The organism is Paenibacillus cymbidii (assembly GCF_004764705.1).
In the GTDB taxonomy this organism is placed as follows: Bacteria; Bacillota; Bacilli; order Paenibacillales; family NBRC-103111; genus Paenibacillus_AN; species Paenibacillus_AN cymbidii.
Genome location: NZ_SHLX01000023.1, coordinates 72,382 through 96,249 on the forward strand (window position 1 = coordinate 72,382; position 23,868 = coordinate 96,249).

Sequence of the window (23,868 nt, forward strand, 5' to 3'; positions counted from 1 at the left end):
CGCACCTCCCGTCTAGTTTGCAAGGCCGAACTCCTTGCGCTTCAGCGCGATTTCCTCGTCGATGTAGCGCGTGTAATCGTCCAGCGCCTCGCGCGTATTCGTCCCGGAGTTGGTCACCTCGCGGAACGCGTTGTCGAGCTGGCGCCCGGTGAAATAGCCGCCCGGCACTTCGGGTACGCCTTGCACCCATTGCCATTGCTCGGACAGGCGGGTGTAATCCTTGACCGGCCACGGCAGCTCCTCCAGCGCCTCGATGTTGGCGGTCGGGTAACGCGCGGCGGCGCCCATCAAGCCTTCCATCTCGCGCCCGTAGCGCACTTGCGTTTCTTTGCTCGTCCACCATTTCATGAACGTCCAGGCATCGTCCTTGTGCTCCGACGCTTGCAGCATCATCGTGCCGCTGCCCGTGCTTGCCGTTTCCCGGCGGATCGTGCCGTCCGGCTGCCTGACGCCGGGCAGCGGCAGAAACTCCCACAGGCCGCGAATTTCCGGCGCGGAGACGGTCAGGTTGTTGTACAGCGTGTAATCGGCCACGCCGATCGGCATTTCGCCGGTGCGGAACCGGTTCGGGAAGTTGAACTTGAGCGGCAGCTTGTAGTTCGTGTACAGCTCCGTCCACTGTTTGAACGCCTTCATCGCCGTTTCCGACGTCAGGGCGCTGGCGTTCATCTCCTGGTTGTAGAAGCTGCCGCCGGACTGAAACAGCAGCATGGAGAACGTATCGTTCGGCACCAGATTGACCGCATGGTTCTCCTCCTGCTCCAGCGGGAAGGCGAAGTCGAGCCGCTTCTTCTGCAGCGCCGGGATGAGCCGGTACACGTCGTCCCACGTCTCCGGCGGCTGCAAGTGCAGCGCGGCAAAAATGTCCTTGCGATAAAACAGCATGTTGAACACCTGCTGCTCCGGCAGTGCAAAGACGCCGCCGCCCAGCCGGTACGGTACGTTGGCGCTGTCGCGGAAGCGGGCCGCAACGGACGGGTAGTCCGGGAACTTCGACAGATCGTAAGCCGCATCGCGCATCGCATAGTTGACCGGCAAGTCGTTGCCAACTTGCATCGCCACGTCCGGCCCTTTGCCGGCGAGCGTGGCGGGCAGCAGCATCGACATCTGCACGAGCTTCAGGTCGACCTTGATGCCGGTCAGCGGGGTGAACGTGTCGTCGATCATCGCCTTCAGCACTTGCGCCTGGTCCCGTCCGGTGCCGATCCATACGGTGACCGGGTGTGCGCCTTCGGCCGCGTTGCCGATGCTGTCGTAGTCGGTGAAGAAGGAGAGGAAAAACGCCGACAGCTCATGCGCCGCTTTGCGCAGGAAGGAGGCGTCGGCCTTCGGCAGCTTGGCGTCCGCCGAAGCGACAAGCAAATAATCGAGGTCGAGCGGCTGCTCCTTGGCGCTGAGCATCCAGGTGCCGAGCGCGCCGACGTTGATTTTGTACTGCGTCAGCCGCTGCGGGATCGAGTCCGGCTTGTTCGCCATATCCTTCAACTGATACGCCATCTTGTCGATCACGGCCGTCTGGTCGCTTTTCTCGCCGGCGACCTTCGCCAGCTCCGCGGAGACGGCGTACAGCTCGCCGCTGATGCGGCGGAACGTGTCGACCAGATCGGGAAGCTGCTTGTGCAGCTGGTAGTCGCGGAACTTATCCGGATTGACGCCGGTAATCATCACGATGCGGCGGTACATGTCGTTGATTTCCAGCGTGCTTGCCTCGACGCGGCGCAGCAGCGGAGCCAGCTCGCCGAGCGTCACTTCCAGCTGCAGCTGGTGTTTGCCCTTGGTCAGATGGAACAAGTACGGATCGTCCTTGCCGCCGAGCGCCGTCATCTGCCAATTGGCGTGGTAGTAGAACGGAATTCGCTCCATCTCGGCAAAAGGGACCTGGCCGTCGATCGTCAGCCGCCGGGTCGAATAAAGGCCGCGCAGCCACGTTTGCCGGCTCTTGAACGCGATGCGGTACAAGCCGTCCTGCGGCACGTCGACTTCCCAGCGGATCCATTGCCCGGGCTGCCGCCAGTTGTAGCCGCCGATCGTATTGATCCGCAGGTCGGAGACGTCGGACGGTTCGGTCGTCGGGCTTGCCCGGTCGGCCAGCGGATACAGCGTCGGCGACGATTTGGCGACGGCCGCCTCGGCCTGCACCTTGACCAGCACATCCTCCGGCCGGGCATACCCTTGTTCGGCGTATTGCCGTTTCAATTCTTCATAGACCGGCGCGCTGCCGGCGGTGAACAGCCGGATCGAGTCGACGAGCATCGGCTCGCGCACGGAAACAAGCGTCAGCGTATGTTTGCCGGGAGTCAAAGAGAACTCGTACGGTTCGCTGAAGTAGCCCTCCGGATCCTGCAGTACGGCGAACTGCCAGGAAGGGGCTTCCTTCTGGCGCGGGCGCAAATCGTTGCCGCGGTTGTCCCGCTCGATCGTCTCCTTCTCGTTGGACCAGACGCGCGGGAACAGCAAGCTTTCCGCTTCGCGGAACGGCAGGCTGCCGTCGATGCGCAGCTCGCGTTCGATCGCCGAGCTTTTGCCTTCGACGGGGTAATACCGCACGCCGATCCGGTACAGTCCGCCTTGCTTCACGTCGACTTCCCATTCGATCGAGCCGCTTTCCGCGGTGCGGATCGCCAGCCCGGGAGAACCTTCGAAAGCGGCGACCGCTTCGGAGGGCATGCCTTCCACGCGCCGATACGACTCTGCCTCGATAGTGATCGTTTCGTTCGGGCGGGGATCGCCGGCGTGAGCGGCTAAATAGCCGTCGTAACCGTTCGCGCGAATCGACACGAGCGGGTCGGCGCCGCCCGTTGCCCCGGTCGCCGGGGCGACGGCGGCAGCGGCGGCGCTGCCCGCCGCTTCGGCGTTCGGCTGCCATGGCGACGCCGCCGGCAGGGAGGACACAGCGGCGACCGATACGGCTAACGCCGCCATCGTCAGCCATTTGCGTCTTGGGGCGATTGGTTGCATGGCCGATTCCTCCTTTCCCGGTAGTAGGTGGCGGTCAAGCCGAACAGCTTCGCCGTCCGCGCCGGGAGGACGAAGCTGTTCGGGCCGTTCTATTTAAGCACGGCGTCAACCTTGGCCTGGGCTTCCTGCTTGATTTTGGCGATTGCGGCCGCCGGCGTCGTTTCGCCTTTGGCGACGCTGGTCGTCATGTTCGCGAACGGGAAGCCGGGGAATGCGGCGATCGGCACCGGCACCGTTTTCGTCGACAGCAGCTTGGCCGTGGCGATGTCGTCGGCGTTGTCCAGCCATACTTCCCACGAGTTCATCTGGCTTTCCGCCTGTTTGTCCCACAGCTGCAGCTCCTTCCAGATTTGCAGTACTTCCTTCGGATTTTTGGCGCCTTTCGGAATGAAGTACATCGGGATCTGGCTGTAAGCGGAAGCGTAGTCCGTCGCCTTCGGCCCGATCGGGAACGGCACGTACCCCCACTTGACGTTCGTCATCGATTTTTTCAAATCGGCGCCTTCGTACGCGTAACCCGGCACCATGGCGACGTTGCCTTCGGTGAAAAACTTCCGCTGCTCGCCCCAGTCGTTCGGATTGACGAAACGCACGACCTTCGACTCGTTGAACAGCTTGTTGAAGAAGTTCATCGCTTCCATCGTATTGGCGCTTTCAAGCTGCACGACGCCCTTGTCGTCGACGATTTCGCCGGCGTTGGCGGCGATTAGCCCCTGGGCGAAGTCGGCGGCGAACGCGCTTAAGCCCCAGGTGTCGATTTTGCCGTCGCCGTCCGCGTCGCGCGTCGCTTTTTTGGCGACTTCTTCGAAGGCGGCCCAGGTCCAGCCTTTTTTGTCCACCAGTTCGTGCAGGTCGGTCAGGCCGTTTTTCTGGAACAGCGTTTTGTTGTAATAAATGCCGAAGGAATGGCCGAAGCCGGTAGAGAAGCCGTACGTTTTGCCTTTGTACGAGCCGACGCGTTTCATGAAATCGAGCGGGAAATTTTTCTCGTTGTTCAGCTCGGTCAAATCCTCCAGCGGCAGGAACATGCCTTTTTCGCCCATGCTCGGCAGCACGCTGGTGGCCAGCCGCATCACTTCGGCGATCGGTTCCCCGGCGAGGATGCTCGTCGTGAATTTGTCCTGGATTTCCTTCTGCGGGATGTTGACGTATTCGACCTTGACGTTGTACTTCGCTTCCACTTCCTTCTGCTTCTCGATGCGCGCCTTGCCGATGGGCGAATCGTCCTTCGGCGTGTCGTCGAAGTTGGCGGCGATGCGGATCTTCTGCCCGCCAAGATCGATCTTCTTCGCCGTTGGCGCCGGCTGTACGCTGGCCGTTGCGCTCGCGCTCGGCTTGACGGACGGGCTGCTGCCGCCGCTGCCGCTCGTCCCGCTCGTATTGCCGCCGCATGCCGTTACGGCAAGCGCCGCCGCTGCCGCCATCGCCGCCAGCGCGGTCGTTCTCACCTGTTTCATTGCGATCCCCCCATGAAATCGAAAGTGGTTATTCCCCTTTCAGTGTAGTGGGGCTCATCTGCGGGAGACAGAACCGAAAGGCAACAACGATATCGATTCCTTAGCGGAACGGCGGCGCGAATTCGGCAACGGCCGCGTCCTCGGTTGCTTTTTGTGAAGCGGGATATCGTTTTGACAGCTTTTTCGCCGATGGGGGAGGTCGGCCGCGCCGATGAAGGCGGATGTCGTTTATAATGAGAGGGAAACTTGCGGAGGTCCCGGAGACAGGAAAGCGTGCAAGCCGGCAGAAGCGGGAGGCGGACGAAAGCGATGGCAAAATGGCGGAAGCGGCTGTGGGCGGGCTGCGCGGGGGCGCTGCTTGTGGCGGGCGCCGCGCTCCTGCTGCGGGACGCGATGCGGGGCGGCGCGGAGGCGGAGCGGAAGGCGGCCTACGACGGCCGCGCGCTGCCGATGAACGGGATCAAATACGATCCGCCGGTCCAGTTGACGACCGTCGCCGTGGTCGGACCGAATGTAACGTTCAAGAACGGCGAAACGATCGAGCATAACGTGCATACCCGCTGGGCGCTCGACCGGCTCGGCATCGACATCCGTTATTTGTGGTCGACGATGGCGGAGCAGCGGGCGTTCGAAACGAAGCTGCGGCAGACGTTGGCCAGGAGCGAGCCGCTTCCGGACATCGTCAACGTCTCCGGCTCCTTCGCCCAGGAATTGATCGACTCGGGCCGTTTTCGCCGGGTGGACGACCTGTTCGAGCGTTATGCGTCGGAGCGCTGGAAGGAAGCCGCGGCCGAATCGGCCGGCGACATGCTGCCTTATACGCGCGGCGGCCGGCTGTATGCGCTGCCGGTTTACGATTACGCCGGCATGAGCGACCCGGTGCTGTGGATTCGCCAGGACTGGCTGGACCGGCTGCGCCTGTCCGCGCCGCGCAATGCCGCCGAGCTGGAGCGCGTCATGGAAGCGTTTACGAACGGAGATCCCGACGGCAATGGTGCTAACGACACGGTGGCGCTTGCGCTCAGCTTGAAGGATATGTTCCCGTCGCTGACCTACCGCGCCTTGCCCTGGGTGCGCAACGACTGGGTTTTCGGCATGTACGGCGACGCGCTGCCGGCGGTTTGGGGGCGGAATGCCGAAGGAAACATCGAGTACGGTTCGATCGATCCCGGCATGAAGCCGGCGCTGGCCCGGTTGAGCGAGTGGATGGCCCGCGGCTATCTCAGCCGCGACGCCGGCATCCACAATTCGCTCAATGCGTCGGAGTTGTTCACGTCCGGGAAGGCGGGCATGATCGCCGGGCCGACGTGGATGTACGCCTGGCCGCTGCGGGACACGGAGAAGCAGGTGACGGGGGCGAAGGTCGCGCCTTATCCGCTGCCGGTCGGGGACAGAGGGACGACGCGGATCGGCGGCATGCTGAACCATTCCAACGTCATGCTGATCAGCAAGGAGATGGCGCATCCGGAAATTTACTTCACGTACATGAATTATTTGTACGAGCAGTTTGCCGACCCGCCGCCCGGCGGGGAGTTTGCGTACGGCTTCGCCGAAGGCTACGACTATGTGCTGGAGGGCGGCAAAGCGGCGAAGGAGGCGGCCAAATTCCAGGACGGCATCGTCGTCAAGCCTTCGGCGTATACGCTCACGGGCAATGCCGCGCGCATCCCGTCCCTGCAGATGAAAACGTACCTGAAGCTGATCGCCGGTCAGCCGATGAAGACGCCTTACGAGCAGTTTATGGCCGCCATCGCCACGCCGCAGGAGATGCAAGCCGTTCGTTACGTCTCCGGGCAGAAGGAGATGCAGGCCGGCAATCTGTACATGGGCCCGGCGACCGAGCTGATGCAGGAGCGGCAGGAAGCGCTGAAAAATATGGAAAACGACACCTTCCAGAAAATCATTTACGGCACGTACGACATCGGCAAATTCGACGAGTTCGTCACACGCTGGCGGGAAAGCGGCGGCGACCGGATTACGGAGGAAGTGGAAGCCTGGTACGGGGAGAACGTTCGTGCGCATTAACATTTTCAGCAAAATCGTGCTGCTCGTCCTGCTGCTGCTCGTCCCGATCGCGGCGCTTTACGCCTATTCCAACTTCGTCTCCCGCAGCGTTATGAAGGACAAGATCCAGGACAGCGAAAGCAACCGGCTGCTGTTCTTTCTGAACCAGATCGACACGCGCGTCGAACAGATCGCCAGCAACGCGTTCGTGCTGAGCCGCGACTCGGCGCTGGCCGACTTCGTCAATATCGACCTGTACGGCACTTCCTATGACGGCGTCGTCGTCAAGAACAACGTGCTGAACAAATTGGCGACGCAGGCGGCGTCCGTCGATTGGATCAACCGGCTTACCGTTTATGCGCCGCAATCGCGCCAGGAGCTGTCCGTGAGCGGTCCGGGCGTTTACAGCGAACGTTACCTGCGCGAAACCGTAAGCCGCGACTGGTTATACCGGCCGGACAAGGCGGGCGTGAAGAGCTTCGTCCTGTTCACCGTTATCCCTGTCACCGCCTTCGAAGCGCCGGAGAAAGCGCGGCTGATCGTCGAATCGCGCTTCTCGAACGAATCGCTGGTCGACATGCTCGACAAGTACAAGACGAGCGGCCAAAGCGATCCGTTCCTGTATCACCCGGCGTACACCCGCATTGCCAACCGGTCGGCCAACCTGTTCGTCATGGACAGCATCGAGGCGCGGCTGCGGCAGACGGACGCGGAGCAGACGGCCTTTCAGATGGATATCGACGGCCGCAGTTATTTGGTGGTCAAAATGAAGTCCGCCGCCCTCGGCTGGTACGCGGTCGATTATTTGCCGCTGCACGAAATTATGGCGCCCATCCGCCGGAGCAACGTGCTGTTCTACTCGTCCATCGCATTGCTGCTGGCGCTCAGCGTCGCCGTTTCGTTCCTGCTGTACCGCAACGTGCAAGCGCCGATCAAGGTGCTGATGCGATATCTGCAGAAGCTGTCGGAAGGCAATTTTGCCGCCCGCATCGCGCACAAGCCGCGCAACGAATTCGGTTATTTCTTCGAAAAGTTCAACGGCATGGCCGACCAGATCCAACAGCTGATCGAAACGGTGTATCTCGAGCAGATCCAGTCGAAGGAGGCGCAGTTCAAGCTGCTGCAGGCGCAGGTTAATCCGCATTTTCTGTACAACTGCCTGTCGTTCATCAAAAATATGGCGGTCATCGGCGACGAACGGGCCGTGATCGACATGTCGGTGCGGCTCGGCGAATATTTCCGTTACGTTACCCGGCTGGAAAACCAATTGGTGCCGATCGGCGAAGAAATCGAGCTGATCGACCGGTATCTCGGCATCATGCGGATGCGCATGAAACGAATTCATTACCGGATCGACGTGCCGGAGGCGATGCTGGCGCTCGATATTCCCCGTCTGCTGCTGCAGCCGCTCGTGGAGAACGCCGTCGTCCACGGGCTGGAGCCGAAGCATGGCGAAGGCTGGATCGCGATTCGCGGCGAAATGACCGACGCGACGTACCGGCTCGTCGTGGCGGACGACGGCGTCGGCGTGACGGAGGAGAAGCTGGCCGAGCTGCGCGGGCATTTGCAGCTGCCGCTGCAGGAGGGTGTCGGCTTCGGCGTCTGGAACGTGCACCAGCGCGTCATGTACCAGTTCGGGCGCGAGGCCGGGCTGGAGCTGGTCCGCTCCGAGGAAGGCGGCCTGACGGCGGCGATTTATTGGCCACGAACGACGAATGGCAAAAGAGGCGGAGGGGAGCGGCATGCACCAGGTATTGATGATCGACGATGAAGAATCGGCGCTGGAGGCGCTTCATCTTTCGCTGCCGTGGGAGGAGCTCGGCGTCGGCGCCGTGCACAAAGCCTATTCCGGCTACGAAGCGCTGCAGCTGCTGCGCAGCCACGCGATCGACATCGTCATCACCGACATTCGGATGCCCGGCATGAACGGTTTGCAGCTGATCGAACAAATTCGGGAGCGCTGGCCGCATTGCAAATGCATCCTGCTGTCCGGCCACGCGGAATTTCATTATGCGGCGGAGGCGATTCGGCAGCGCACCGAAGACTACTTGCTCAAGCCGGTCGACGACGCCGAACTGATTGCGGCCATTCGCCGGGCGCAGGAGAAGCTGCGCCGGGAGTGGGAGGACGTCAGCTCGAGCCGGCGTACGACGCAGACGCTGCGCGAGCATTTGCCGCTGCTGCGCGACCATCTGTTGTGCCGGCTGCTGCGGGACAAGCGGCCGGACGACGGGGCGCTGAACGACAAGATGGCCGGGCTGCAGCTTCCGTTTGCCGCGGGGGACAATGTGTCGATGATGACCGTGCGGCTGGAGCAATCGTTCTACGAGTACAGTCCGGACAGCCTGCCGTTGTTCGAATACGCAATCGTCAACATGATGGAGGAAATATTCGGCACCTACTTCGACATGTGGTCGTGCCGCGACCACCATCATTATTTGGTCGTGCTGCTGAAGATGAAGGCCGACATCGAGCGCCAGGTCATGGCCGAAACCGACGATTGGGAGCGGCACCGGCAGAAGTGGGTGGAGCGGCTGTCCATGCAGCTGCAGCATTACGTCGGCTTGTATCTGAAGGGGCGCGTTTCGCTGATCGTCGGCCGATGGGGGAGACTGCCGGACGATATCGCGCCGATGTACGAAACGATGGTGCTGGCCATGCGGCGCACCGTGGGCAGCGACCACGAGCTGTTCGTGACGCCGGGGGAAACGCCGGCGCACGTGTATGTGACGCCGATTCAATCGCTGCACGAGCCGCCGGCGCTGATCCGGCTGCTCGAAGGCGGGCAATGGGACGCGGCCCGCAGCCGCCTGCAGGCCGTATTCGACGAATTGGCCGGCCATGCGGGCGATACCGGCGAGCATTTGGCCGAAATCGTGCATACGGCCGCTTCGGCGTTTTACTTCTATTCGCACAAGAACGGGCGGCAGCTGGCCGATCTGCTTGGCGACGACGCCTTGTTCGTCGAGCGCCATGCGGAGCATCGGCATCTTGCGGCCGTCCGCGACTGGACGCTGCGCGCGCTCGCCAGGCTGAAGGAGGACATGCAGCGCGAAGTGAAAGGCGGCCGGGCGGAGATCGTCCGCCAGGTGCGGGCGTACATCGATTCCAAGCTGGCCGTCGACGTGTCGCTGCAGGCGATCGCCGACCATGTCTATATGCACCCGGTCTACCTGTCGAAAATTTACAAGGCCGAAACGGGCGAAGCGCTCAGCGACTACTTGTTCCGGCTGCGGATGGACAAGGCGGCCCATCTGCTGAAGTCCGGCGCGGACAAAGTGTACGAAATCGCCGCCCAGCTCGGGTACGCGAGCACGCCGCATTTTATCAAGACGTTCCGCAACCATTTCGGCGTCACGCCGCAGGAGTTTCGCGACAGCTGACGCGGGGCTGGGGCAGAATGACGCTAGAATAAGCCATGAAAAATGGCTTATTCGCTCCATTTCGCCCATCGAGGAACAAATAACCAGTGAAAACACTGGTTATTTGGGTCAAATGGCGGTGATTCGGGTGTTTTGACGGGAATAGCCAGTGAAATCACTGGCTATTTCGTGGAACCCCCACCTTTTTTGGCCAAATAGGCCATAAAAAGTGGCTTATTCTGCTACCCGCTCCACTATTCCGCAGTCATCTCCACTATTCCGCAGTCATCTCCACTATTCCGCAGTCATCTCCACTATTCCGCAGTCATCTCCACTATTCCGCAGTCATCCCCACTATTCCGCAGTCACCCCACTATTCCGCAGGCATTTCCACTATTCCGCTTTAACCTGGCAGCTTTGTCCCTCCGGAGCGGTCGCTTTTGCAGATGGCCGTCTGTTGCTGCGTTCCCACCCGTCGTTTTCGTACATACACCACGCCTTCCGCGCCTGCATAGGATGAAGTATATCGATTGACGCTCTTTCAGGGGTCGTATAGGAACGGCGCAATAGGATATACTGATAGATAGGAAGGAAGAATCGAGGTGTTGCGCGCATGACCGATCATGCGGATCGAACGGGCGATTGGATGGATGACGCAGAGCGGAACGACGGCAAAACTTGCATTATTTGCGGGCACGACAAAGAGAACGGCATCGTGATCGTGTCGGAGTTCATCTGCGAGGAATGCGAGGCGGAGATGGTGCGCACGGATGTGCGGGATGCCCGGTATCCGTTCTTCATTCACCAAATGAAACGAATCTGGTACCAGAAAGATGCGTAGTCGGAGGCATGCTTGGCATGTTCCGTTTCGACAACGCGGACGACGCTCCTGATGGAGCCCGGTGAGGGCTTCCGCCGGGAGCGTGTTTTTGTTTGGTCGGTTTTGTTCGGCTCAAGCTGCATGGATGAGATGCAAAAGAGCGCGCGAAACAGGCGGCCGATGATGTACAATAGGAGAAAACAGCCGGGTACGAATGTTGTCAGGCAGCTTGGGGGAGAACGAATGGACAAGCGGAGCGCACCGCTCGTCGAAGTGCTGCTCGCCGAAGCGCGGCGCGGCGGGACGAGCTTTCATGTGCCCGGCCATAAGTCGGGCGCGGCATTGCGCCCGGAAGCGGCGGAACAGGCGGGGGACGCGGCGGCAGTGCTTGATCCGTTGGCCGGAGCGGGACGCCTGTTCCGTGATGTGATGGCCATTGATTTTACGGAAATTCCCGGTCTTGACGATCTGCATGATCCGAGCGGTCCGATCGCCGACGCGCAGCGGTTGGCCGCGGATTGTTATGGGGCGGATGAAACGTTTTTTCTTGTCGGCGGCAGTACGGCCGGCAATTTGGCGATGGTGCTGGCGGTATGCGCGCCGGACGAGATCGTCATCGTGCAGCGCAACGTGCACAAGTCGGTCATCAACGGGCTGATGCTGGCGGGGGCCCGGGCGGTGTTTTTGCCGCCGCGCCGGGACGAGCCGTCTGGTCTGGCTGCCGGCGTGCGGCCGGAGGACGTGGCCGCCGCGTTGTCGGCGCATCCGGATGCGACTGGCGTGCTGCTGGCGAATCCGAACTATTACGGCATGGCGTCCGACCTGCGGGAAATCGCGGCGATCGTCCATGCGCACGGCAAGCCGCTGCTGGTGGACGAGGCGCACGGCGCCCATTTCGGCTTTCATCCGGACGTGCCGGCGTCTGCGCTGGCGCAAGGAGCGGACGTCGTCGTGCAATCGACGCACAAAATGATGGGCGCCCTGACGATGGGCGCCATGCTGCATGTGCGCGGCGGCCGCGTCGACGCCGGGCTGCTGCGGCAGCGGCTGGCGGTCGTGCAAAGCTCGAGCCCGTCCTACCCGATCATGGCGTCGCTCGACTGGAGCCGCCGGCTGCTGCACACGGACGGCAGGGCGCTGCTCGAACGCGGGCTGCGCGCCGTTCGGTTGTTTCATCGCGGCTTGGCCGAGCTTCCGATGTTCCGCGCCGTTTGCCTTGTGCCCGGATCGAGCGCGTTCGCCGCGCTCGATCCGTTCAAGGCGGCGCTGTGCGACGCGACCGGCACCCTCTCCGGCTTCCGCTTGCTGGAAGAGCTGGGCCGCCGGGGCTGCGTCGGCGAGATGGCGGACCCGCGCTACGCGCTGCTGCTGTTCAGCTTCGCGTCTCGCGAAGCCGACGCGCAGCGGCTGCTTGCGGCGCTGGCCGCCATCGCCGGCGAGTTTCGGCTGGCGCAGCGGGACGCGGCGGCGCCGGATCCGGCCGGCGCCGCGGAGCCGGAGACGCCGGCGATCTCCGCGCCGGCGGCGATGCGGTTGCCGCGCGCGGACGGCGCCGGCACGAGGCGCGTCGCGCTGCGGGACGCGGCCGGCCTTGTTGCGGCGGAGATGATCGTGCCGTATCCGCCGGGCATCCCGGTGTTGTACCCGGGCGAGCGGATCACGCCGGCGACCGTGCAGTACTTGCAGTCGCTCGCCGCAACGGGCGCCCGTTTCCAAGGCGCCGCCGACGGCGACATCGAGCATATCGGCGTGCGAGAATGAGTGAGCTTAAGCGCATTTTTGCTCTAAAGAAGCGCGATAACCCCTAATTTTCCAACTTAAATGCAAAAATGCACGTAACATTCCGAATATCGACTATAAATCGGTAAATGGGTTTTCGCTTAATGTATTTTTGCATTTACAAGCGTGACTTGCACAGGTAGGCTCGTTTTTAAGAGCATGTTTGCTTTTAAAGCTTGCTGCGAGCCAGGCGGGAGCATGCAAGTTGACGCCAGCCGCGCGCCCGCGCCCGAAGTGCCCCGACATCGCTGCCGTACCGCTACGCGCAAGCAGCAGCCCAACAACAACTAAATCCACCCCATAAGGAGCCACCATAATGTCACCAGCAAGCGGCCGGTTCATTACATTCGAAGGCGGCGAAGGCGCCGGCAAAACGACGGTCATCCGCCACGTCGCCGACATGCTCGCGGCGGAAGGGCGCGACATCGTCGTGACGCGCGAGCCGGGCGGCATCGAAATAGCCGAACGCATCCGCGAAGTCATTCTCGACCAGCGCCATACGGCGATGGACGGGCGTACCGAAGCGCTGCTGTACGCGGCGGCGCGCCGGCAGCACCTGGTCGAGAAAGTCGCGCCTGCGCTGGCCCGCGGCGCCGTTGTGCTGTGCGACCGGTTTCTCGACAGCAGCCTGGCTTACCAAGGGCATGCCCGCGGCCTGGGCATCGAAGAGGTGTTGGCGGTCAACGCGTTTGCGATCGGCGGCATGATGCCGGAGCTGACGCTGCTGCTCGATATCGAGCCGGAGCTCGGCCTCGCCCGCGTGCAAGCCGGCCAAGGCCGCGAAATCAACCGGCTCGACCTGGAGTCGCTTGCGTTTCACCGGTTGGTGCGCGAAGGGTATCATCTTCTGCTGGAACGTTATCCGCAGCGGATCGTGCGCATCGACGCCAGTCAATCCGAAGCGGCAGTTACAGCGGATGCCCGGGCGGCAGTGGGCAAACTTTTTGGCTGACAACAATTTCCCTGGCGGCTTCCGCCCCGTTCGCGCCTGCAATCTGATAGAATAAGAGCATCCGCCGAACAATTTGAAGGGAATGCGCGATATTGTTTCAAAAATCGGGGTAAATGCCGGATGAAAGCGGGATAAGCGCCTACTTGGGGAAATGTGGCTTTTACAGTATAATGGAGATAGGCCTATTTCCCAACAAATGGCGACTGCCGCCGAGCATCGCAAAAACCTTGGCATATGCTTCCGAAGCAAGTTTTGCTCGCGGGGAGGCAGCAGGGGATGTATCGCAAACCTTTCTAGGAGGGATCCTGCATGAAACTCGTTATCGCAATTGTTCAGGATAAGGACAGCAACCGCTTGTCGGGTGCGCTCATCAAGGATGGGTTCCGCGCGACGAAGCTGGCCAGTACGGGCGGTTTTCTGCGGGCGGGCAACACCACGTTCATGATCGGTATCGAAGACGAACGGGTGGCCGACGTCATGCAAGTCATCAAGTCGAACTGCAAGGTGCGCGATCAATTGGTGACTCCGGTTTCGCCGATGGGCGGCACGACCGACTCCTACATCCCTTTTCCGGTGGAGGTTCAGGTGGGCGGGGCAGCGGTATTCGTCGTACCGGTCGAGCGGTTCGAGCACTTCTAAGCGGGGCCGAACCGGCTTGCGGTCAACCCAGCGTTCAAAGGACGGAGACACGCGATGAAAATCAACCCCGGCTGGCGTCCGATCGGCAAGGAGCTCAAGCTGCCCGATAACGGCGGCGGCTTGAATGTGCAGCAGCGCACGTTCTCTGACATGATGCAGCAGCATGACGGCCGGGCGGGCGCCAGCGAGCTGTCGCGGATGATCGAGCAGATTCACCTGCAGAGCGAGCGGCTCAGCCGCACGATGACGGTTCGCGAGCTGCGGCAATATAAGCTGCTCGTGAAGAAATTTCTCGAAGAAACGGCCCGCCGCAGCGTCGGCCTGAAAGATACGCGCGGCTGGGACCGCCGCGGCCGCAGCAAGCGGTACAAGCTGCTCGAAGAGATCGATGCCAAGCTGATGCAGCTGGCGGACGAACTGCTGGAGCAGGAGCAAGGCCGCATCGAGCTGCTGAACACGATCGGCGAAATTCGCGGCATGCTGATCAATTTGCTGTTTTAAACAAACGAGGCGATGCCAGATGTCTTTTGCTACGATCCCGGGGCAAACGCGGGCCAAGCAAGTTCTGCAGAACGCGCTGCGCGGCAACCGCTTGTCCCATGCCTATATATTCAGCGGTCCGTCCGGTTCCGGCCGCAAGCGCACGGCGCTCAAGCTGGCGCAAGCGATTTATTGCACGGAGCGGACAGACGACGCTTGCGGCGCTTGTCTGAACTGCCGCAAGGTGGAGCACGGCAACCACCCGGATTTGTATATCGTCGAACCGGACGGCGCATCGATCAAGATTGAGCAGATTCGCGAGCTGCAGAAGAAGTTCGCCTACCGCTCGACGTCGGCGCTGACCAAAATATATATTTTGCAGGATGCCGATCGGATGACGGTCCAAGCGGCCAACAGCCTGCTTAAATTTCTGGAAGAACCGCAAACGGGAGCGCTGGCGATTCTGTTGACGGAGAACGGCAACGCGCTGTTGCCGACGATTCGTTCCCGCGCCCAGTGGGTCGCATTCGTGCCGCCGGACCGGCGGACGATGGCCGACGCGCTGCTGCGCGAAGGACTGTCTCCCGCGGTCGTATGGCCCGCGGTGCATTTGGCGGCCGGCGTCGACGCCGCGCGCGAGCTGGCGCAAGCGGAATGGTTTGCGGAAGCGAGAAATGTAGTGTTACAATTGGCTAAGGAAGCGGCAACCCGCTTTCCAGAAGCATTGCTTTCGGTGCAGAAGCTGGTCAAGTCGGAGCTCGGCGAACGGCTGCCGGTGCTGCTCGACATGTGGATGCTTTGGTGCAAGGACATGGTGCATCTTCATTATGGTCGCAAGGACCACTTGATATACGGCGATCAGGCGGATTGGATGGCCGGACAGGCGTTTTCCCGCGCGGCGGGAGAATGGGTGCGGTGGATGGATCGGGCGGTGGAGACGCAGAAGCGGCTCCGGTTCCATGCGAATCCGCAGCTCGCGCTCGAAAGCATGTTACTTGACATACAGGGGGGGTAGCCGTGTACGCTGTCGTAGGAGTGCGATTCAAGAAAGCCGGCAAAGTGTTTTACTTCGATCCGAGCGACCTGCCGGTCGGCCAGGACCAGCACGTGATCGTCGATACGGCGCGCGGCCTCGAGTACGGCAAAGTCGTCATCGGCAAACGTACAGTCCCCGAACAGGACGTCGTGCTGCCGCTGAAGAAGGTCATTCGCATTGCCGGCGACGACGATGCGCGACTGGTCGAAGGCAACAAGAAAGCGGCGAAGGACGCCTTCGGCATCTGCCAGGAGAAAATAAAGGAACACGGGCTGAAGATGAAGCTCGTGGACGTGGAATATACGTTTGACCGCAACAAAGTGATTTTTTACTTTACCGCCGAAGGGCGCGTCGATTTTCGCGAGCTGGTCAAGGATTTGGCCGCCATCTTCCGCACGCGCATCGAGCTCAGGCAGATCGGCGTGCGCGACGAGGCCAAGCTGCTTGGCGGCATCGGCCCTTGCGGCCGGCTGCTGTGCTGCTCGACCTTTCTCGGCGATTTCGAACCGGTTTCGATCAAGATGGCCAAGGACCAGAACCTGTCGCTCAACCCGACGAAAATTTCCGGTCTATGCGGCCGCCTGATGTGCTGCTTGAAGTATGAACACGACAACTATGAAAGCGGCAAAGTAGATTTGCCAAAAGTAGGCAGGATCGTCGTGACTTCGATGGGCAACGGCAAGGTGGTCGGAATCCAGCCCGAGGAACGCAAGGTAAGAGTGCTCTTGTTCGACCATAATAACAAAGTGATGGAATTTCCTGCCGAAGACGTTGCGGAACAGGAATAAGGACGCTGCCCCTGCCGAGGTGACACCGTGAACAAGAACGAACTATTCGCACAGCTGGAGCATATCGAAACAAGCATGGGGGACGCTTATGCCGACCTCAGCTCCCTGAAGAAGCAAATCGTGCAGCTGCTGGAGGAGAACCAGCGGCTTGCCATCGAGAACCAACAGCTGCGCAAATTGATGCGACGCGGTACCGAGCCGGCGGCGGAAAACGCGCATCCGGAAGAGGGGCCGGTTCGCGGCGGCAAGGAGTCGCAGCCGGCAATCGGCGAAGGGTACGACAACCTGGCCCGGCTGTATTCGGAAGGCTTTCATATTTGCAACGTCAATTACGGTCACCTTCGCACCGAAGGGGAATGCATGTTTTGCTTATCGTTCTTTCATAAATAACGTGCGCCGTAGGGACGATTCAGTCTCTGCGGCGTTTTCGAGTGCGGCGGGCGGGAGGAAACGCGTGAAGCCAACGATCATGCTGCAGCCGGGCGAACGGCTGGACGATTTAATGGCCGAAGGGCTGCAAATTATACAAAGCGACGACGTCTTCTGCTTCTCCATGGACGCGGTGCTGCTTGCGCGCTTCTGTTCGGTGCCGGGGCGCGGCGAAATGCTGGATTTGTGCACCGGCAACGGGGTGGTGCCGCTATTGCTGACCACCCGGACGAAGGCGCGCATCCGCGGCGTCGAAATTCAGGAGCGGCTGTACGAGATGGCGACGCGCAACGTGGCGCTGAACGGGCTGTCGGAGCAGCTTGAAATGATCCGCGGCGATCTGCGCGACATCCATCAGACTCTCGGCTACGGCCGCTTCGATGCGGTGACGGTCAACCCGCCCTACTTGCCGGTAACGACGGGCGAGCAGAACGTCAACCATCACCTCGCCGCCGCGCGGCATGAAATTTACTGCACGCTGGAGGACGTCGTCGCGGCTTGCAGCCGACTCGTCCGCACCGGCGGCAAGGTGGCGATGGTGCATCGGCCGTCGCGGCTGATCGATATCGTGCTGCTGATGCGCAAGTACAAGCTGGAGCCCAAACGCATGCGGTTCGTCCATCCTCGGGTGAACGAAGAAGCGAACATGGTGCTGATCGAGGCGTCGAAGGACGGCAAACCGGAGCTGCGGATGCTGCCGCCGCTTGTCGTCTACAGCAGCGGCGAGACGTATACGGACGAAATATACCGGATTTACAACGGAGGGAACGAGCGCGATGGCGGCACGCAGCCGGGGTAAAGGGGAAAAAATCAAAGCCGTCCGCGGGGAATTTGCCGGCGCAGGCGGCGAGCCGGACGGCGCGATGGAACCGGACGGACAGGCAAGCTTTTCGGTGTGCAAAAGCTTCACCCCCCAGGAAGGCCGCGGCACGTTGTATTTGGTGGCGACGCCGATCGGCAACCTGGAGGACATGACGTTCCGCGCCGTACGCACGCTGAAGGAAGCGGACCTGATCGCGGCGGAGGATACGCGGCAGACGCGCAAGCTGCTGACGCATTTCGAAATCGCCACGCGGCTTGTCAGCTACCACGAGCACAACAAGGAAGCGAGCGGGCCGGAGCTTGTCCGCCTGCTGCTTGAAGGGCAATCGGTCGCGCTTGTGTCCGACGCCGGACTGCCGGCGATTTCCGATCCCGGCAGCGAGCTGGCGGCGCAAGCGATCGCCGCCGGCATCGCCGTCGTGCCGGTGCCCGGCGCCAATGCCGCCTTGTCGGCGCTGATCGTTTCCGGCTTGCCGACGGAACGGTTCCGCTTCGTCGGCTTCCTGCCGCGCGAGAAGAAGCGGCTGCGCGAGGAGCTGGCCGGCTTGGCGCATGCAGCCGAAACGCTGCTCTTCTACGAGGCGCCGCACCGCATCGCCGCCACGCTGGCCGCGATGGCGGAGGCGTGGGGCGGCGACCGCCGCGTAGCGCTCGTGCGCGAGCTGACCAAACGCCACGAAGAAGCGGGCCGCGGCACATTGGCGCAAGCGATCGCGCATGTGGCGGCGCATCCGCCGCTCGGCGAATATTGCATTGTCGTGCAAGGGGGCGCAAGCGTTGCGTCAGACGACGCGGCGGAGGCTTGGTGGGCCGAGCTGCCGCTCGAGGAGCATGTGGCGGCTTACGAGCGGCAGGGCGAGTCGCGGAAGGACGCGATGAAACGGGCGGCCAACGATCTCGGCGTACCGAAGCGAGAGGTATACAACCGGCTGTTATAGCCGGTTGGCCGGTTGGGCGAATGGCCGGACAACCGGCCGGAAGCAAAAAAATTTCCCAAGCCTGTCGGCCTGGGAACTAGAGGAGATATGAAAAAGGTTAGAATTAACAATGTCGTAAACCTATTATACCTTATTTTTTTTATTTTGTCACAGGGGTTGGCATTTCTGAGACACAAATATTACAAACAATTTTTCCTTTGTAGTAAATGACGTTCTCCGCGTTGCCGCAGAAGATGCAGGCAGGCTCGTATTTTTTCAGCATGATGCGTTCGCCATCCACGTAAATTTCCAATGCGTCCTTCTCGCCGATGCCAAGTGTGCGGCGCAGTTCGATCGGTATCACGACACGACCCAATTCGTCGACTTTGCGGACAATTCCTGTTGATTTCATCATGGTAAAGTTTCCCCTCTCGGTCCCTGTTCGTTTCGTCATTATTCGACACTGATCACGATGTTTATGATACCAACCATTCCCAAAATAGTCAACCTGTTTTTTGCTAAAAATACTGGAAATACCGGGCAATCATCAATATTTACGCGAAACTTTCGCGATAACGCAATGGGTTGCATCCGAATGTAAATGTAAAATGCAAGATCTATTCATTCTACATATTTCGACAATAGTTGACTTTACTCAACACGAGCGGACACGTTATTCGACAAAAATGGACGCAACTCTTCGTTGATTCGCCACAGGCGGCAACGGATTATGGCGTCACATGGGGAGCGAAAGGCGGGCGACGGCGATGCGAAATCAGCTGACGGAAGAGAAAGTATTCAAGGATCCCGTGCATAAATACATCTATGTGCAAGAAGAAGCGGTGTGGGAGCTGATCAATTCCCGCGAGTTCCAGCGGCTGCGGCGCATTCGCCAGTTGGGCACGTCGTTCCTGACGTTCCACGGGGCTGAACACAGCCGGTTCTCGCATTCGCTCGGCGTATACGAAATCGTGCGCCGCATCATTTCGCAATTCGAGCGCAACGGCTACCCCGACTGGCCGCAAGAAGAGCGGCTGCTGTGCCTGTGCGCGGCGCTGCTGCACGATATCGGCCACGGGCCTTTTTCGCATTCGATCGAGCAGGCGTTTGCGATGCATCACGAGGACTGGTCGTGCCGGCTCGTGCTCGGCGACACGGAAGTGAATGCGATCCTGCGGCGGGTGAGCGACGATTTTCCGGCGCGGGTGGCCGGCGTCATCGCCAAAACGTACGACAAGCCGATCGCGATCAGCCTCGTGTCGAGCCAGCTTGATGCCGACCGCATGGACTATTTGCTGCGCGACGCTTATTTTACCGGCGTCAACTACGGCACCTTCGACCTGGAGCGGATTCTGCGCGTCGTCCGTCCCCACCGCGGGCAAATCGTCGTCAAGGAAAGCGGCATGCACGCGGTGGAAGACTATTTGATGTCGCGTTATCAAATGTATTGGCAGGTGTACTTCCATCCGGTTACCCGCAGCGCCGAAATTTTGCTTCACAAAATACTGATCCGCGCCCGCACGCTGCACGAGGAAGGTTATTCGTTCGGTTTTTTACTGGAGCCGCTTGCCCGGTTATTCGAAAGTCGTATGACCGTGGACGACTATGTGCAATTGGACGAAGCGTTCATGCAAACCGCGTTTATGCAGTGGACGCGAGAGAAGGACGGCATTCTGGCTGACTTGTGCGCGCGCTTCATGTTTCGCCGGCTGTTCAAATATGCGTCGTTCGACGAGGTGGATGCGGATCAACTGCACGAGGTGCGCGGCGCCTTGGCGGATATGGGGTTCGATCCGGATTATTACTTGGAGATTGATTTTCCGACCGATCTTCCTTATGATGTGTATCGACCGAACGGCGGCGACGAGAAGCTGCCAATCTGGCTGCTGGCCGACAACGATCAGCTGCACGAAATTTCCACCCGCTCGGAAATTGTCCGTTCCATCAGTGGCATTCACATGGGGCGTCATCAGCTGTATTATCCGCAGGAGCTGGCGGAATCCGGCCGGTTGTCGCAGCAGTTGAAACAGCGATTCGGATGGTAGGCGGTATGCAACGTTGTGCATCGGGGTTGCAAGAAAAAATGCAATATAATGAAGAAACACGTTATCGAGGAGGCGGAAGCCATGCTAACCGATACCCATACTCATATGAACGCTTCGGCATTCGACGAAGATCGTGACGAAGCGATTCGCCGCGCGATGGCTAACGGCGTGACCCGGATCGTCAATATCGGCTTCAACCGCGAGACGATCCCCACTTCGCTGGCGCTTGCGGAACGATACGACTTCGTCTACACGGCGGTCGGCTGGCACCCGCAGGATGCGATCGACATGCGCGAAGGCGATCTCGAGTGGATTGCATCCTTGTGCAAGCATGAAAAAGTGGTGGCCATCGGCGAAATCGGGCTCGACTACTATTGGGACACGTCGCCGAAGGATGTGCAGCAGCGCGTGTTCCGCGAGCAGATTCGGCTGGCGCGGCAGATCGGCAAGCCGATCGTCATTCATAACCGGGACGCTCATCAGGATGTGGTTGCCATTCTGCGCGAGGAAAAGGCGGACGAGGTCGGCGGCATCATGCACTGCTTCTCCGGCAGCTGGGAAACGGCCAAGCTGTGCCTCGATCTGGGATTCCACATTTCCTTCGGCGGGCCGATCACGTACAAAAACGCGAAGCAGCCGAAGGAAGTGCTTGCCCAGGTGCCGCTCGACCGGCTGCTGCTCGAGACGGACGCGCCGTATTTGACGCCTCATCCGTACCGCGGCAAACGCAACGAAACGTCTTACGTTCGACTCGTAGCCGAGGCCGCGGCGGAAATCAGAGGCATGACGCTGGAGGAAATCGCGGCCGTCACGACGGCCAATGCGATTCGGCTGCTTGGGTTGAAATAAGCGCTATCGCTACTCGGCAGCAAGCTGTTTGCGCAGCTTGCGGCGCAGCAGCACGCCGCCGTACAGCACCGCATACGCGGCTCCGCCGCCGACGGTAAGCGCCGCCGGCAGCCAGTCGCGCGCCGTCAGCGCCAGCGCGATGTCGAACGCGGCGCTTTGCAGCAGCAGCACGGCGCAGGCGATACGCACGAGCGCGCCGACGCGCTGCGCCGGTTGCACCGGCACGAGCTGAAGCCAGAACAAGTAGCGGTGCGCCTGCTCCAGTCCGGACAGCTGTGCCGCGGTCATCATCGCCGCAAGAAAATAGGCGATCGCCGCCGGGATCGGCTGCGGGAAGGCGACCAGGAACACGATGCCGGCCGCCGTCAGCCGCAGCGCGATGGCGAACGATTCCGTCCGCAGGAAAGTCTTCATATATAAGTACAAGTAGTACCGATCCGGCGCGAAGCGCAGCATTCGCGTCAGCCCCGTCGCCCAGCGCCGGGGCTTGACCTGTCTTGGCATATGCGGCACTTCGATGAACCAGCCGTAGAAGCGGTAATGCGCCCCGGCATGCCGCCGCTCGCGGTCGATGAGCCATTCCCAGGCGACGCTGTGGCGAGCCGCCGGGCGCAGCGCAACCGCATAAACCGCGGCCAGCGCCAGCAGCAGCCCTGCCGCGGCGAGCGGCCCGCGCACATACGCGGCATAAGCGATGGCGGCGCACATGAGCCAGCGCAGCGCCGCCGCGAGCCCGCGATGCGCGCGCAACGCGAGCCGGCCGGCGTGCCACGCGCCGAGCAGCGACGCCGCCTTGGCCGCGAGCAGCAGCGCGAGCAAGCCGGCGAGCGGTGCGGCGTCATCGCCGCGGCAGTGCGCGTACAGCGGCCAGCCGGCCAGGCCTAGCAGCAGCGTCCACGCCGCCTGCCAGGCGAAGCTGTAGCGCAGGGAGGAGCGGAAGTAGCCGCGCATCGCCCCTTCGGCCGGCAGTAGGAAGATGCGGTCGGCTTCACGCATATAGGTGCGGACAGGGCTAACCGCCAGCATAAGGGTGACCAGCGGCGCCAAAATCCATTCGTACGGGTAGGTGGTCGGCAGCTGCTGCAGCGCCTTCTGGTAATAGATGCTGCCGACGATCAGCACCAGCAGCAGGAAACCGCCGAAATTGCTCCGCGCGACATACCGCAAATAGTAGGATGCTTCCTTCCAGAAGGCGTTGCGCCGCGTATGCCAGAGCCGCTTCGTGTCGAGAACCGTCATCGCCGCTCCTCCGTCACCAGCCGGTGAAAAACATCGTCCAGCGGCGCTCCCGGCAAGCCTGCCGCTTCCCCGATTTGGCGCAGCGTGCCTGCCGCCCGGACATCGCCGCGATGCAGCACGACGTAGCGGTCGCAATATTTTTCAATTGTCGACAGAATGTGAGAGCTGATCAGGAAGCTGGCGCCTTTTGTCTTTTCCTGCACCATCAGGTCGAGCAGCGAACGGATGCCGAGCGGATCGAGCCCGAGAAACGGCTCGTCGATCACATACAGCGCCGGTTCGATCAGGAACGCGTTCATGATCATTACTTTCTGCTTCATGCCTTTGGACAAGTGCGCCGAGAAGCTGTCCGCCTTCTCCGTCATGGCGAACAGCTCCAGCAGGCGCTTCGCCCGCCGTTCGTAGTCGGGTTTGGCGATGCCATACGCCATCGCCGTCAATTCGAGATGCTCGCGGATCGTCAGCTCCTCGTAAAGCTCCGGCGCTTCCGGCACATAGGCGAAGGCGCTCCGGTACGCTTGCGGTTGTTCCGCGAGCGTGTGCCCGTTAACGGTGATCCGTCCCGCCTGCGGCCGCAGCAAGCCGAGAATATGTTTGATCGTTGTGCTTTTGCCGGCGCCGTTCAGCCCGATCAGGCCGACCATTTCGCCGCTGCCTACCGTAAAATGCAAATCGCGGATGACCGGCTTGTGCGCCAAATACCCTCCGCTTACCCCGGTTAATTCCAGCATCGTGTTCATATTCGCTCCTCGAAATTGTCCCGCCGGACATGCCGCAGCGGAAGGAATAAATGGAAATGAATAGTTGATTTTCTGGGCCTGAAGTCCCTGTGGATAACCGCCTTTTTTGCGAAGCTTTTTCTCAAATCGTATCATAATTTTGATGTGAAAGTCACATTTTCAATTGAGATGGCGTGAAATTCAGTGAAAAGAAGCGTAAGACGGAGATAAAGGTGGGGTTTTCTCAGGCAAAATCCTTGCCAAAGCCGGATTTGTTTCTATTTTACCCGCATTCGTCGTCCGGGCGCTCTTTACAGGTGGCTCTGGTAGGGCTTATTATACAGTTCATAATAACTTCATATAGCAACCAACTGATCTATTCGCTGAGTTTCCGTTTGGAAAACGGGGGAACCGCAAATGATCGCCGCCTTAGCCGGCGCGATCATGGTTAAAGGGGTGAATCGCGGTGCATTCGAGCCGCGTAGGGCGAACTCTCGCGTCCGAATCCGTCAGCTAACCTCGTAAGCGTGAAGAGAGGGGTTACGATTGTCGTGCATGCCACTGCCGCCACGA

20 protein-coding genes and 1 riboswitch are annotated in these 23,868 nt (G+C 60.8%); of the genes, 15 read left to right on the forward strand and 5 right to left on the reverse strand.

Annotation, left to right across the window (positions count from 1 at the left end; all coding sequences use genetic code 11):
- Positions 1-12: 12 nt before the first annotated feature.
- Positions 13-2,958, reverse strand: coding sequence for an extracellular solute-binding protein (locus EXY20_RS26535; protein WP_235886208.1), 2,946 nt, complete (start codon positions 2,956-2,958; stop codon positions 13-15).
- Between the two features lie 89 nt (positions 2,959-3,047).
- Positions 3,048-4,415, reverse strand: a complete 1,368-nt coding sequence (locus tag EXY20_RS26540; protein ID WP_135555158.1) for an extracellular solute-binding protein — start codon at positions 4,413-4,415, stop codon at positions 3,048-3,050.
- A gap of 309 nt (positions 4,416-4,724) precedes the next feature.
- Between EXY20_RS26540 and EXY20_RS26550 the strand changes: the two genes are divergently transcribed.
- The 13 genes from EXY20_RS26550 to rsmI all read left to right on the forward strand — a co-directional run bounded on the left by EXY20_RS26550 (position 4,725) and on the right by rsmI (position 18,464).
- On the forward strand, positions 4,725-6,440 hold the full coding sequence (locus tag EXY20_RS26550) for an extracellular solute-binding protein (protein WP_167859544.1): 1,716 nt from the start codon (positions 4,725-4,727) through the stop codon (positions 6,438-6,440).
- On the forward strand, positions 6,430-8,190 hold the full coding sequence (locus tag EXY20_RS26555) for a sensor histidine kinase (RefSeq protein ID WP_135555160.1): 1,761 nt from the start codon (positions 6,430-6,432) through the stop codon (positions 8,188-8,190). The genes EXY20_RS26550 and EXY20_RS26555 overlap by 11 nt, the downstream gene beginning before the upstream one ends.
- Complete coding sequence (locus EXY20_RS26560; protein ID WP_167859545.1) at positions 8,162-9,802, forward strand: response regulator; 1,641 nt, start codon at positions 8,162-8,164, stop codon at positions 9,800-9,802. Before EXY20_RS26555 ends, EXY20_RS26560 begins: the two co-directional genes overlap by 29 nt.
- A 625-nt stretch (positions 9,803-10,427) precedes the next feature.
- Entirely contained in the window at positions 10,428-10,622 is a 195-nt protein-coding gene (locus EXY20_RS26565) for a sigma factor G inhibitor Gin (protein ID WP_135555229.1), read from the forward strand.
- 162 nt (positions 10,623-10,784) lie between these two features.
- Entirely contained in the window at positions 10,785-12,362 is a 1,578-nt protein-coding gene (locus EXY20_RS40500) for an aminotransferase class I/II-fold pyridoxal phosphate-dependent enzyme (RefSeq protein ID WP_328592598.1), read from the forward strand.
- Between the two features lie 334 nt (positions 12,363-12,696).
- Complete coding sequence (gene tmk / locus EXY20_RS26575) at positions 12,697-13,332, forward strand: dTMP kinase (protein WP_135555163.1); 636 nt, start codon at positions 12,697-12,699, stop codon at positions 13,330-13,332.
- Between the two features lie 309 nt (positions 13,333-13,641).
- Positions 13,642-13,971: a cyclic-di-AMP receptor gene (locus EXY20_RS26580; RefSeq protein ID WP_135555164.1), complete on the forward strand. Its 330-nt coding sequence runs from the start codon at positions 13,642-13,644 to the stop codon at positions 13,969-13,971.
- A gap of 54 nt (positions 13,972-14,025) precedes the next feature.
- The gene (locus EXY20_RS26585) at positions 14,026-14,472 is read left to right on the forward strand and encodes a YaaR family protein (protein ID WP_135555165.1); all 447 of its coding nucleotides are present in this window, start codon (positions 14,026-14,028) and stop codon (positions 14,470-14,472) included.
- Positions 14,473-14,491: 19 nt separating this feature from the next.
- Positions 14,492-15,466 carry a DNA polymerase III subunit delta' gene (holB, locus tag EXY20_RS26590; RefSeq protein WP_135555166.1) on the forward strand — a complete coding sequence of 325 codons (975 nt, stop codon included), beginning with the start codon at positions 14,492-14,494 and terminating at the stop codon, positions 15,464-15,466.
- Between the two features lie 2 nt (positions 15,467-15,468).
- Positions 15,469-16,275, forward strand: a complete 807-nt coding sequence (locus EXY20_RS26595) for a PSP1 domain-containing protein (protein ID WP_135555167.1) — start codon at positions 15,469-15,471, stop codon at positions 16,273-16,275.
- Between the two features lie 27 nt (positions 16,276-16,302).
- Positions 16,303-16,665, forward strand: coding sequence for an initiation-control protein YabA (locus EXY20_RS26600; protein WP_135555168.1), 363 nt, complete (start codon positions 16,303-16,305; stop codon positions 16,663-16,665).
- 79 nt (positions 16,666-16,744) lie between these two features.
- On the forward strand, positions 16,745-17,503 hold the full coding sequence (locus EXY20_RS26605) for a tRNA1(Val) (adenine(37)-N6)-methyltransferase (protein ID WP_135555230.1): 759 nt from the start codon (positions 16,745-16,747) through the stop codon (positions 17,501-17,503).
- A gap of 64 nt (positions 17,504-17,567) precedes the next feature.
- Complete coding sequence (gene rsmI / locus EXY20_RS26610; protein WP_207671343.1) at positions 17,568-18,464, forward strand: 16S rRNA (cytidine(1402)-2'-O)-methyltransferase; 897 nt, start codon at positions 17,568-17,570, stop codon at positions 18,462-18,464.
- 139 nt (positions 18,465-18,603) lie between these two features.
- On the opposite strand, the gene EXY20_RS26615 is transcribed toward rsmI, so the two are convergent.
- Positions 18,604-18,858 carry an AbrB/MazE/SpoVT family DNA-binding domain-containing protein gene (locus tag EXY20_RS26615; protein ID WP_135555170.1) on the reverse strand — a complete coding sequence of 85 codons (255 nt, stop codon included), beginning with the start codon at positions 18,856-18,858 and terminating at the stop codon, positions 18,604-18,606.
- 352 nt (positions 18,859-19,210) lie between these two features.
- Between EXY20_RS26615 and EXY20_RS26620 the strand changes: the two genes are divergently transcribed.
- The gene (locus tag EXY20_RS26620) at positions 19,211-20,488 is read left to right on the forward strand and encodes an HD domain-containing protein (protein WP_135555171.1); all 1,278 of its coding nucleotides are present in this window, start codon (positions 19,211-19,213) and stop codon (positions 20,486-20,488) included.
- 81 nt (positions 20,489-20,569) lie between these two features.
- Entirely contained in the window at positions 20,570-21,337 is a 768-nt protein-coding gene (locus EXY20_RS26625; RefSeq protein ID WP_135555172.1) for a TatD family hydrolase, read from the forward strand.
- Positions 21,338-21,346: 9 nt separating this feature from the next.
- Here the strand turns inward: EXY20_RS26625 and EXY20_RS26630 are convergent, their stop codons facing one another.
- The gene (locus EXY20_RS26630; RefSeq protein ID WP_135555173.1) at positions 21,347-22,576 is read right to left on the reverse strand and encodes an ABC transporter permease; all 1,230 of its coding nucleotides are present in this window, start codon (positions 22,574-22,576) and stop codon (positions 21,347-21,349) included.
- On the reverse strand, positions 22,573-23,316 hold the full coding sequence (locus EXY20_RS26635; protein WP_135555174.1) for an ABC transporter ATP-binding protein: 744 nt from the start codon (positions 23,314-23,316) through the stop codon (positions 22,573-22,575). The genes EXY20_RS26630 and EXY20_RS26635 overlap by 4 nt, the downstream gene beginning before the upstream one ends.
- Positions 23,317-23,666: 350 nt before the next feature.
- Positions 23,667-23,837: riboswitch (cyclic di-AMP (ydaO/yuaA leader) on the forward strand.
- Positions 23,838-23,868 lie beyond the last annotated feature (31 nt).